This window comes from Novosphingobium meiothermophilum (genome assembly GCF_003171715.1).
Taxonomy (GTDB): domain Bacteria; phylum Pseudomonadota; class Alphaproteobacteria; order Sphingomonadales; family Sphingomonadaceae; genus Novosphingobium; species Novosphingobium meiothermophilum.
In genome coordinates, this window is sequence record NZ_QGHL01000004.1 from 178,234 (window position 1) to 190,273 (window position 12,040).

Genomic DNA, 12,040 nt, shown 5'->3' on the forward strand with positions numbered 1-12,040 from the left:
CAGGATCTTCCGGGCTAACCTGCGCATCTTTACGTGCGCGGTGCCTTACCGATGATTGTCGTTCCCTCGTTAAGCCCGGCCCTGTGCCAACCGGCTTTCGAGGGATGCGAATGCTCAAGTTCAATATCACGGCCCGGTTTGTCGCCGCGTTTGCGGTGCTGCTGGCTGTCATGGCCGCGACGGGCCTGTTCGCCGTCGCCAAGATCGGTGAAGTCAACGCGATTGCTGCCGAACAGCGCGATGTCTGGATGCCCGGATCGGCTGCGCTTGGCGACATCCACGCCTTCACCTCGCAATATCGCCTGAAGCAGGATGAACTGCTGCGCGCGCCCAATCCCGCCGCGCAGGAGCGCGGCCGCAAACTTCTGCGCAATGCCCGCAGCGCCATTGAGGGCGGCTTTGCAGACTACGGCAAACTGGCCACGACCCCGGCGCAGAAACAAGCGCTGGCCACCATGCACCAGGCATGGACGGCACTGGTCGAACAGGACGACCGGCTGCAATCCCTGGTGATGAACGGTGAAACAGACGCCGCCCACGCCCTTCATTCGGGCGAAGGCCTGGAAGGCTTCTACGCACTGGAAGATGCGATCCTTGCAGCAATCGAAACCAACCGCAAGGATGCCGCCAACGCCGCTGCCAATGCACAGTCAATCTATGCCTCTGCGCGCACCTTCACCTTCGTGTCCATGGGGGCGGCCCTGCTTGCCACACTGGTCATGCTCGCGTGGCTGATGCGCAGCGTGGCACGGCCTCTGTCCGGAATGGCGCAGGCCGTCACGCGACTGGTCGACGGCGATCATGGCGTGGTCATGCCAGCGCTCGAACGGACCGACGAACTGGGCCAGCTTGCCCGCGCGCTTGACCGGTTCCGCGATGTCTTCGCCTCGGACCATGCACGCGCCGACGCCGAAATCGCAAGAGCGCGCGAAACCCAGGTCACGATCGACGAGATCGGCGCCGGACTGACCGCTCTGGCCGAAGGCGATCTGACATTCCGCGTGAAGGAAAACGGCAGCGGTGCTCTGGCCAAGCTGCATCTCGATTACAACGCTGCCGTCGCCTCGCTCGAACGGGTGCTGGCCAAGATCGTCGATGGCTGCAACACGATCAAGCTGGGCACCGACGAGATCGCCAGCGCCTCAAACGATCTTGCCATGCGCACCGAGCAGCAGGCGACCTCGCTTGCCGAAACCTCGCGCACCCTGAACGAGTTCACCACCTCGGTCAGGACAACTGCCGAAAACGCCCGGCAGACCAGCGCCCGCCTGTCCGTTGCCCGCGACACCGCTGACAGCGTGGGCGATACCGCCAACCGCGCCATCGCCGCCATGCGCAACATCGAAGGCAGCTCAAAGGAAATGGCCGAGATCGTCAGCGTGATCGACGGCATTGCCTTCCAGACCAACCTGCTCGCGCTCAACGCCGGTGTCGAAGCGGCCCGCGCAGGCGATGCAGGCAAGGGCTTTGCCGTGGTGGCAACCGAAGTGCGCGCACTGGCGCAGCGATCGGCCGATGCCGCCAAATCGATCCGCGATCTCATCGCCAAGAGCACCGATGAAGTCAGCAGCGGGGTTGCGCTGGTCGAATCCAGCGGTGAAGCGCTCCGCCAGATCGTTGCCGAAGTCAGTGCGGTTTCGGAACTGGTGAACTCCATCGCCGAAGCTGCCGGCCAGCAGGCTGCGGGCATTGCCGATATCTCCGGCATGGTCGGCTCGATGGATGCCTTCACCCAGCAAAATGCGGCCATGGTCGAGGAAAGCTCGGCAGGAACGCGCAATCTGGCCGCCGAAACCCTCTCGCTTGTCGATCAGTTGCGCCGGTTCCGGATTTCCGGCCAGCAGACCGCAACCCTTGCCCCGCCCCTGGCCCTTGCGGTTCCGGCAAGGCGTGCTGCCGCCGTGCCAGCTCCGGTCGTGGGCAATGCCGCGCTCAAAACCGATGAGGATGACTGGTCCGAGTTTTGAACCCTTCCCCTTTCCACCAACCTCCAAAGTGCAGGACAAGCCCATGAAAATGATTGCAAAGTTTGCCCTCGGCCTTACCGCTTTCGCTCTTTCCGGCACGCCGGTCTTCGCCCAGTCCGGCGACTGGCAGAGGCAGGTTGCCGGGATCATTGCCTCGAAGCAGACCTACCCCCGCACCGCGCAGATGCGCGGCGAGGAAGGCACCGCCAAGGTGAAGGTCTATGTAACCGCCAGCGGCCAGATCGAGCGCACCGAACTTGTTGCGCCGTCCGGTTCGGCAACGCTCGACAAGGAAGCGCTGGCCATGCCAACGCGCGCCGGATCGGTTCCGCCGCCGCCGGCCGGAGCTACATCCCTCGTTGTGCCGGTCACGTGGAAGCTGCTGTAAGCAGAACGCTTCTTGCATCGGCACGCAGGCTACCCTCCCTGCCCGCGCCGGATGCAGACTTGTCGGCCTGACCCCCCGCCGACACAGGAATGGGGCGGCCCCGCTAGGGACCGCCCCCTTTTTGCAGGCTCGCCATGCGGCGCGCCAGCATATCCTTGCGGATCAGGCCACGGCAAAGGTCAGTGCGCCCTCGCCCTCGTCGATCCGCACCGTGCTGCCATCGGGTATTTCGCCGCCCAGCAGCTTTTCCGCCAGCGGATCCTGCAGGTAACGCTGGACAGCCCGCTTGAGCGGACGCGCACCATAGACTGGATCGTAACCAACCCGGCCGAGCCAGCGCTTGGCAGCATCGGTAAGGTCAAGCACGATCTTGCGATCCTTGAGCAGCTTGGCCACGCGGCCCACCTGGATATCGACGATCGGGGCCATGTGCTCCTGCCCCAGCCGGTGGAACAGGATGATCTCGTCCAGCCGGTTGAGGAACTCCGGCCGGAAGTGGCTGCGCACCACTTCCATGACCTGCGGTTCCACCGCGCTCACATCCTGTCCTTCCTCCAGATTGGCCAGATACTGACTACCGAGGTTGCTGGTCAGGATGATGAGCGTGTTGGTGAAATCCACCACGCGCCCCTGTCCGTCGGTCAGACGGCCATCGTCGAGCACCTGCAACAGCACGTTGAACACGTCGCCATGGGCCTTTTCCACCTCGTCGAACAGCACGACCTGATAGGGTCGCCTGCGCACCGCTTCGGTCAGAACGCCGCCTTCGTCATAGCCGACATAGCCCGGAGGCGCACCGATCAGGCGGCTGACCGAATGCTTCTCCATGAACTCCGACATGTCGATACGCACCATGGCGTTGTCGTCATCGAACAGAAAGCCGGCCAGTGCCTTGGTCAGTTCGGTCTTGCCCACGCCCGTGGGGCCAAGGAACAGAAAGCTGCCCAGCGGACGGTTCGGATCCTGCAAACCGGCCCGCGCCCGGCGGACGGCCTTGGATACGGCAAGCACCGCGTCCTTCTGCCCGATCACCCGCTGGCCCAGCGCTTCTTCCATGTGCAGCAGCTTCTCGCGCTCGCCTTCCATCATGCGGTCGACCGGCACGCCAGTCCACTTGCTGACCACGGCAGCGATGTCCTCGGCGGTCACTTCCTCGCGCAGCATGGCGTTCTGGCTTGCGCCCTGCGCTTCGGCCAGTTGCCGCTCCAGTTCGGGGATGCGGCCATAGGCAAGCTCACCGGCCTTGGCCAGATCGCCATTGCGCTGCGCCATTTCCAGTTCGCTGCGCGCCGCATCAAGCGCTTCCTTGACCTTGCCCTCGGCGGCAATCTTGTCGCGCTCGTTCTGCCAGCGCGTAGTCAGTTCGGCTGACTGCTGTTCAAGGTTTGCCAGTTCCTCGCGCAGGGCAAGCAACCGGTCCTTCGATGCAGCATCGGTTTCCTTGGCCAGCGCCATCTCCTCGATCTTCATCTGGATGATGCGCCGATCGAGCTTTTCGATCTCTTCGGGCTTGCTCTCAACTTCCATGCGGATGCGGCTCGCGGCCTCGTCCATCAGGTCGATGGCCTTGTCGGGCAGGAAGCGGTCAGAGATATATCGGTTCGACAGTGTTGCCGCCGCCACGATCGCGCTGTCGGCAATGCGCACGCCATGGTGCACTTCGTATTTTTCCTTGATGCCGCGCAGAATGCTGATCGTATCCTCGACCGTCGGCTCGCCCACGAACACCGGCTGGAACCGCCGCTGGAGCGCGGGATCCTTCTCGACATACTTCTGGTATTCATCCAGCGTCGTCGCGCCGATGCAGTGCAGTTCGCCCCGCGCCAGCGCCGGCTTGAGCAGGTTCGAGGCATCCATTGCGCCCTCGCCCTTGCCCGCCCCGATCAGCGTGTGCATCTCGTCGATGAACAGGATGATCTCGCCTTCCGCGCCCTTCACTTCGTCGAGCACGGCCTTGAGCCGCTCCTCGAACTCGCCGCGATACTTGGCCCCTGCAATCAACGCGCCCATGTCGAGCGCCATCAGGCGACGGTCCTTGAGGCTGTCGGGCACGTCGCCATTGGCGATGCGCAGCGCCAGCCCTTCCGCGATCGCGGTCTTGCCAACGCCCGGCTCACCAATCAGCGCCGGGTTGTTCTTGGTCCGGCGGGCAAGGATCTGCACCGTGCGACGGATTTCCTCGTCGCGTCCGATAACCGGATCAAGCTTGCCCTCGCGCGCTGCCTCGGTCAGGTCGCGGGCATATTTCTTCATCGCATCATAGGCGTTTTCGGCGCTGGCGCTGTCGGCCGTGCGGCCGCCGCGAAGCTGCGTGATCGCCGCTTCCAGCGCCTGCGCGGTCACGTTCGCGGCCTTGAGCGCCTGTCCGGCGGAGGTGGTGGTGGCGAGCGTCAGCGCAACCAGCATCCGCTCCACGGTGACAAAGCTGTCGTTTGACTTGGCGGCAATCTGTTCGGCCGAATCGAGCACGCGCACGGCATCGTTGTCGAGCCCCGGCGTCTGCTGTGCGCCGGAACCGGACACCGCCGGGATCTTCGCAAGTGCCTTGTCCACTTCGGCCTGCGCCACGGCGGCATTGCCGCCCGCGCGCTGGATCAGCCCGCTGGCCATGCCCTCGCTGTCCTCCAGCAGGGCCTTCAGAATGTGATCCGGCGTGATCCGCTGATGATTCATGCGGATCGCAACGGTTTGCGCGGCTTGCAGAAAGCCCTTGGCGCGGTCGGTGAATTTCTCGAGGTTCATGGGTCGAGTGTCCTCCTGTTGCGCAAGACATGGTGTGACTTTTTCGCAACACAAGGGCTGCGCATACGAAAAAGACTACACCACCAGAATGGAGGCATTCCTTGACCGAACGCAAGGAGGGAGCGCGAAGGACTTGCCTGCGCACTCCCTGCCAAAGCGTGACCGCCGGATAGGCCGAAGGCTACTTGCCGGGCATCGCCGCCTTGGGCGCATTGGGCGCGTACTCCTTGCCGAAGAAGCTGCGCGCATACCACAGGGGTCGCTGATCGGCGTTCGCCAGCGCCTGCACCGTATAGTAGTTCACCTTGGCAAACAGCGCGCCTGCCTGCCAGTCGAAGGGTAGCTTCAGATCGTCACCCGGCTGATGATAGTGAGTCTTCAGGAAGTCGCGGAAAGCCTTTTCGCCGGGGCCGGCAAAGCCGGTCATCATGAACACGGCCGGCACGCCCTGCTGCACGAAACGGTAATGATCCGAACGGGTGAACAGCCCTTCTTCCGGCATGGGATCGGGCGAGAGCGTGATGCCGGCCTTCTTCGCTGCCTCGGCTACCACCGGGCCCATGGTGGAGTTTTCAGCACCGAAGGCCACGACATCAGAAAACCGGTAGGTCAGGATCGGCATGTCGAAGTTTACAAGGCCAACAAGTTCACCCTTCGCCACCGGGTTGCGCGCCAGATAGTCGGAGCCGATCAGCCCGCCTTCCTCGCCGGTCAGCGCGGCAAACAGCACCGAACGGCGCGGCTTGTCCTGCGCCACGGCGCGCGCGACCTCCAGCATCGTGGCAACGCCCGAAGCATTGTCCATCGCGCCGTTGTAGATCCTGTCCTCGCCCTTGCCGTGATCGCCGATATGGTCGAGGTGCGCCGTCATGCCGATGAACTCCCCGGCAAGGCGCGCATCGCTGCCCGGCAGCATGGCCACCACGTTGCTGCTCGTCACGTCCTTCCAGCTACTGGCAAAGGCAAGGCGCGCCCTGGCCTTCAGGTCAAAGCCCTTCGGCCGCCCGCCGGTGCGTTCGGCCTCGGCCAGCACTTTGGCAAGCGGCTTGCCTGCTGCGGCAAACAGCGGCGTAGCGGCATCGGGATTGATCGTGGCCGTCCCCCTGATTGCGCCCGACCGGCTGAACGCCTTGCCATCAGGGCCGACCCAGCCCTTCGCCGGGCCATCCGACATGGCCACGCGGCGCTCCCACGGGCGGCGCGCCGTATCCTCGATGGTGGGCACGGTAATCATGGCCACGGCCCCGCGCTTCATGGCCATGACCGCCTTTTCGGAATTGAGATGCGCACCCAGTTCGCTGGGCGTCCCCTTGGGAAAGCCCGAAAGGACAACGACGATCTTGCCCTTCACGTCCAGCCCGCGATAGTCATCAAAGCCAAGGTCAGGACGGTCGAAGCCGAAACCGGCAAAGACCAGCGGGGCCGAAACATCAACCGTGGAATCGCCGAGGCTGGGGCGGACCAGCACCTGGCCCGTATCCGAAAGCACCGTGTCCTTTCCACCGAAGCTCAGCGTCAGCTGCGGTGGACCATCAAGCCGCGCCTCGCGCACGGTCAGCTTCTGGAAGAAGGTTCCATCGGGCGCGGCAGGCTTCAGCCCCATGGCGATGAACTGGCTGGCCACGTAATTGGCGGCAATGTCATAGCCTCGCGTTCCGGTATCGCGCCCCTCCAGCAGATCGTCGGCCAGAAAGGTGACATGGGCACGCACGGCTTCGGGATCGAACACCGGATCGGCGGCGAATGCCGGAACGGCGGCGGTGGCGAGCAAGGCGGCAATGCTAAGAAACTTGACGTTCATCGGACTCTCATGATCGTTGGTCGAAACGGCCGGGATGGCACCTGCCCCTTGGGCACGCGCCTCTTGCGCGCGCGATCATGGGCACTAGAAAGTTACAGCACAAACCAAATCTGCCGAGATACCGGCCAAATCTGCCCATATGGCGGGGCGCACGGGAAAGATCGTCAACAGCGGCGTTCCTGCCCCCCTTGAAAGCACGATGGCAACCGGACTGTCGCGACGAACAATTTCGGGAATATCCATGCACCGCAAGATCACCGCAAGCCTGATTGCCCTCTCCGCCGCCACCGCGCTTGCCGTTCCTTCCTTCGCGCAGGAAGCCAAGCCCGCGCCGCTGGGTGATCTGGTTGCCAAAGTGCAGATCCCCTATGAAAGCTTCAGGCTCGACAACGGACTGACCGTGCTTGTCCACACCGATCGCAAGGCGCCGGTCGTGGCCGTATCGGTGTGGTATGGTGTCGGCTCGAAGCACGAACCCAGGGGCAAGACCGGTTTTGCCCACCTGTTCGAACACCTGATGTTCAACGGCACTGAAAACGTGCCGGGGGATTTCTTCGTCCCGCTCCAGCAGGTTGGCGCCACCGATCTCAACGGCACCACGTGGTTTGATCGCACCAACTATTTCCAGACCGTGCCTACGGCCGCGCTGGACCTGGTCCTGATGATGGAATCGGACCGCATGGGCCACCTGCTCGGCGCGGTTACGCAGGAAGTGCTCGATAACCAGCGCGCCGTCGTCCAGAACGAGAAGCGGCAGGGCGACAACAACCCCTTCGGCATTGTCGAATACGAACAGCTCGAAAACCTCTATCCCTCCGGCCACCCCTATCACCACTCGACCATTGGCTCGATGGCAGACCTCGATTCAGCCAGCCTCGATGACGTGAAACAGTGGTTCCGCGACAATTATGGCCCCAACAATGCCATTCTCGTGCTGGCGGGCGATGTCGATGTGGCAACGGCAAAGGCCAAGGTTGCCAAGTGGTTCGGCGACATCAAGCCCGGTCCGGCGGTGAAGCCGGTCGATGCGCCCGTCCCCACGCTTCCCGCCCCGCTCGCCAAGACGATCAAGGATCAGGTGGCCACCACCCGCATCTATCGCATGTGGGCCATCCCCGGCCTCGACAATCCTGATTACCTGCCGCTGGAACTGGGCGCATCGGTGCTGGGCGGGCTTGCCTCGTCGCGGCTTGATGATGCGCTGGTGCGCCAGCAGAAGCTCGCCGTATCAGTATCGGCCGAAGCGGAAATCTTCGCGCAGGCCGGGCAGCTCGTCATCAAGGCCGATGTCACGCCGGGGCAGGATCCGGCCAAGGTTGCCGCCGCTCTCGATGCCGAAATCGCCCGCTTCATCAAGGAAGGCCCCACTGCCGACGAACTGCTGCGTGCGGCCACCAGCGCCACGGCTGGCGAGATCCGTGGCCTTGAACGCACCGGCGGCTTCACCGGCAAGGCACCGACGCTGGCCGAAGGTCTCCTCTACAATGGCGATCCCGCGCATTATCGCAAGGCGCTGGAACGCACGGCCAGGATGAAGCCTGCCGATGTCCGCGCGGCACTGGCAAAGTGGCTGACGCGACCGGTCTTCGCGCTCACCGTAGAGCCGGGCCAGCGCACCGAAGGAGGCGAGGCGCGCGGCGGTTTCTACACGACCGACGCCATGGGCCGCCAACCCGCCTTCTATGCCGATCCGAACTTGCCGATGAAGGGCGCGCCGGTTGCCTCGACCGGACCGGCCGACCGGTCGAAGCTGCCCGAAGTGGGCGAACTTGCCCCACTTGATTTCCCCACGATCCAGCGTGCCACGCTGAAGAACGGCATTCCTGTCTATTTCGCGCAGCGCCGCGAAGTGCCCACGGTTTCGGTGCGGATCAGCTTCGATGCAGGCTATGCCGCCGATCCCAAATCGGCGCTGGGCACGCAGTCGCTGCTGCTCAGCCTGATGGATGAAGGCACTGAAAAGCTCAGCAGCTCGGCGCTTGCGCGTGAACGCGAAAGGCTGGGGGCGCAGATCTCGCTCTCGGCCAATGCCGATCTCACCTCGTTCCAGCTCAACGCACTCTCCCCCAATCTCGCCCCGTCGCTGGGCCTGCTGGCCGATGTGGTGCGCCGGCCCGCGCTCGATCCGGCAGAGCTTGAGCGCGTGCGCGTGCAGAAGCTCACCGCGATCTCGGCCGAAATGAAGAACCCGCAGGCGCTGGCCGCACGGGTGCTGGTGCCGACCCTCTATGGCGACTATCCCTACGCCCTGCCGCCCAGCGGCCTTGGCAATCCCGATGCCGTGGCCAAGCTGACCCGCGATGATCTCAAGGCATTCCACGCGCGCTGGTTCCGGCCCGACACCGCAAAGATCTTCGTGGTCGGCGATACCACGCTCGATGCCGTGGTAAATATGCTCGACCAGAGCTTTGGCAACTGGCCAGCCAACCGCATGGCGCGCCCGGTCAAGGATTTCAGCGTTCCGATCCCGGCGCAGAAGAGCCGCGTCATTCTGGTGGACCGTCCCGGCTCGCCGCAATCCTTCATCATGGCGGGCAAGGTGATTGCCGCCAAGGGCACGGATGACAACACGGCGCTCAACACCGCCAACGACATTCTGGGCGGCAACTTCCTTGGCCGCATCAACATGAACCTGCGCGAGGCCAAGGGTTGGACCTATGGCGCCTACAACGGTGTGACCGAGCCGCAAGAGCGCGCCCGCTTTCAGGTCATCGCCCCCGTCCAGACTGACCGCACCGGCGATGCTCTGGTCGAGATCAAGCGGGAGATCGACACGTTCAGCACCACCAAGGGCGTGACCGAGGAGGAACTGGACTGGTCCACCAAGGGCAGCGCCCGCGAACTGCCGGGCATGTTCGAAACCAGCGCCGCCGTGCTCGACGGCATGGCCAAGATCGTGAATTATCGTCGGCCCGACGATTACTACGAAACGCTTGCCACCCGCTATGAAGCCATGACCCCGGCCGATGCCGACAAGGCGTTTCGCGCGCAGGTTTCCACCGATGGCATGGTCTGGGTCGTCGTTGGTGATGCCGAAAAGGTGCGGCCGCAGCTTGAGAAGTTTGGCCTTCCGGTCGAAGAAATGAAGGCCCCGCAATAACCCGGTCTCCTGCCGGTCTGAATGGCGCGTGGGGCTGGCCGCCCCAGAGACAGATGGCTTCTCACGCGCCATTCCCGGCAGCCCCGGCAAAGGTTCGTTACCGCCACCGTCTTGCTATTGACACTTTTGTAGATAGACTGGCGCTGGCAAACCGATTGGGAGAGCAGACATGTCCGTTGCCGGCACCTACAATTGTGTAACCCGCACCCCCATGGGCGATCAGACCAGCACCTTCACCGTCAATGTCGATGGCGACAGCTTCACCGGCTCCAACAGCGGCCAGATGGGCACAATGGAAGTGGAGAACGGCAAGGTCGATGGCAACACCCTCACCTGGCAGATGAAGATGACCGTGCCCATGCCCATGACTCTTGATTGCACCGCCACGGTCGACGGCGACAAGCTGGAAGGCAAGGTAACAGCGGGCATGTTCGGCACCTTCCCCATGGAAGGCACGCGCGCCTGAAAGGCGCAAGCCGCGCTGAAACCAAAAAGGGGGGATGACCGCAAGGTCTCCCCCCTTCTCTTTGCCGGGAAACGGGCGGAAATCAGCCCAGCTTCTTCTTCAGCAGTTCGTTGACAAGCTGCGGGTTGGCCTTGCCCTGCATGGCCTTCATCGTCTGGCCGACAAAGAAGCCGAACAGGGCTTCCTTGCCTGCCTTGAACTGCTCGACCTTGTCGGCATTGGCGGCAAGGATGCCGTCGATGGCGGCTTCGATCGCGCCCGTGTCCGAGGTCTGCTTCAGGCCCTCGCGCTCGACAATGGCGGCCGCGCCATCACCGCTTTCCAGCATCTTCTCCAGCACCTGCTTGGCGATGGAGCCGGAAATCGTGCCATCGGCCACCAGCGCCAGCAGTTCTGCACCCGCCGCCGGGCTGACCGGCGAGGTTTCAAGACTCCTTCCCAGCTTGTTGAGCGCGCCGAACAGCTCCGAGATCAGCCAGTTCGATGCCTGCTTGGCCACTTCGGCCTCGCTCTTCTTCGCCCTTGCCGCGGTTTCGGCCAATAGCGCCTCGAACCAGCGGGCGGTTTCCACATCCGCGGTCAGCACGCCTGCATTGTAGGCCGAAAGACCCAGCGCCGTTTCATAACGGTGCCGCTTGGCATCGGGCAGTTCGGGCAGGGACGCGCGGCATTCCTCAAGGAAGGCATCGTCCAGTTCCAGCGGCAGCAGATCAGGATCGGGGAAGTAGCGGTAATCGTGCGCGTCTTCCTTGCTGCGCATCGAGCGCGTCTCGTTCCGGTCAGGGTCGTAGAGGCGCGTTTCCTGCACCACGGTGCCGCCATCCTCGATCACCGCGACCTGGCGCTTCGCTTCCTGCTCGACCACGGCCATGACGAAGCGCACCGAGTTGACGTTCTTTGTCTCCGTGCGCGTTCCGAACGGATCACCCGGACGGCGCACCGAAACGTTCACGTCGGCGCGCATCGATCCCTGATCCATGTTGCCATCGCAACTGCCGACATAGCGCAGGATCGTCCGCAGCTTGGCAAGATAGGCCCCGGCTTCGGCCGGAGAGCGCATGTCCGGACGGCTGACGATTTCCATCAGCGCCACGCCCGACCGGTTGAGATCGACATAGGACATCGTCGGGTGCTGATCGTGCATCAGCTTGCCCGCGTCCTGTTCCACATGGATGCGCTCGATCCCGATGGTCTTCGTGCTTTCGGGGTTCTTGTCATCAAGCTGTATCTCGATGGAACCTTCGCCCACCAGCGGATGATAGAGCTGGCTGATCTGGTATCCCTGCGGCAGATCGGCGTAGAAGTAGTTCTTGCGGTCGAACCGGCTCCACTTGTTGATCTTCGCGTTGATGGCCAGCCCGGTGCGCACCGCCTGCCGGATGCATTCGCGGTTGGGCACCGGAAGCATTCCCGGCATCGCCGCATCGACAAGGCTGACCTGCGTGTTCGGCTCTGCGCCAAATGCCGTCGCCGCGCCGGAAAAGAGCTTGGCGTTGGTGGTTATCTGCGCGTGAACTTCAAGGCCGATCACGACCTCCCATTCACCGGTTGCGCCCTGAATACGATATTCGCTCAT

At 63.5% G+C, this 12,040-nt stretch carries 8 protein-coding genes; 4 read left to right on the forward strand and 4 right to left on the reverse strand.

The window, feature by feature from the left end:
- Nucleotides 1-110 precede the first annotated feature (110 nt).
- Complete coding sequence (locus DKM43_RS01230) at nucleotides 111-1,967, forward strand: methyl-accepting chemotaxis protein (RefSeq protein WP_109796659.1); 1,857 nt, start codon at nucleotides 111-113, stop codon at nucleotides 1,965-1,967.
- Nucleotides 1,968-2,010: 43 nt separating this feature from the next.
- Complete coding sequence (locus DKM43_RS01235) at nucleotides 2,011-2,355, forward strand: energy transducer TonB (protein WP_109796660.1); 345 nt, start codon at nucleotides 2,011-2,013, stop codon at nucleotides 2,353-2,355.
- A 162-nt stretch (nucleotides 2,356-2,517) separates the two neighbouring features.
- Here DKM43_RS01235 and clpB read toward each other — a convergent pair whose 3' ends face one another.
- The 3 genes from clpB to DKM43_RS16420 all read right to left on the reverse strand — a co-directional run bounded on the left by clpB (nucleotide 2,518) and on the right by DKM43_RS16420 (nucleotide 7,141).
- Nucleotides 2,518-5,097: an ATP-dependent chaperone ClpB gene (gene clpB, locus DKM43_RS01240; RefSeq protein ID WP_109796661.1), complete on the reverse strand. Its 2,580-nt coding sequence runs from the start codon at nucleotides 5,095-5,097 to the stop codon at nucleotides 2,518-2,520.
- A gap of 181 nt (nucleotides 5,098-5,278) precedes the next feature.
- Complete coding sequence (locus DKM43_RS01245; RefSeq protein ID WP_109796662.1) at nucleotides 5,279-6,898, reverse strand: M28 family metallopeptidase; 1,620 nt, start codon at nucleotides 6,896-6,898, stop codon at nucleotides 5,279-5,281.
- Nucleotides 6,899-6,982: 84 nt separating this feature from the next.
- Nucleotides 6,983-7,141 (reverse strand): hypothetical protein, encoded by a 159-nt coding sequence (locus DKM43_RS16420; RefSeq protein WP_161554011.1) that lies wholly within the window; start codon nucleotides 7,139-7,141, stop codon nucleotides 6,983-6,985.
- On the opposite strand from DKM43_RS16420, the gene DKM43_RS01250 reads away from it, so the two are divergent.
- Together DKM43_RS01250 and DKM43_RS01255 are read left to right on the forward strand one after the other, a co-directional pair.
- On the forward strand, nucleotides 7,140-9,998 hold the full coding sequence (locus tag DKM43_RS01250) for a M16 family metallopeptidase (RefSeq protein WP_109797024.1): 2,859 nt from the start codon (nucleotides 7,140-7,142) through the stop codon (nucleotides 9,996-9,998). The genes DKM43_RS16420 and DKM43_RS01250 overlap by 2 nt on opposite strands.
- A gap of 169 nt (nucleotides 9,999-10,167) precedes the next feature.
- A complete protein-coding gene (locus DKM43_RS01255; protein WP_109796663.1) occupies nucleotides 10,168-10,464 on the forward strand; it encodes a hypothetical protein in 297 nt (98 codons plus the stop codon).
- A gap of 82 nt (nucleotides 10,465-10,546) precedes the next feature.
- Here DKM43_RS01255 and gatB read toward each other — a convergent pair whose 3' ends face one another.
- Entirely contained in the window at nucleotides 10,547-12,040 is a 1,494-nt protein-coding gene (gatB, locus tag DKM43_RS01260) for an Asp-tRNA(Asn)/Glu-tRNA(Gln) amidotransferase subunit GatB (protein ID WP_109796664.1), read from the reverse strand.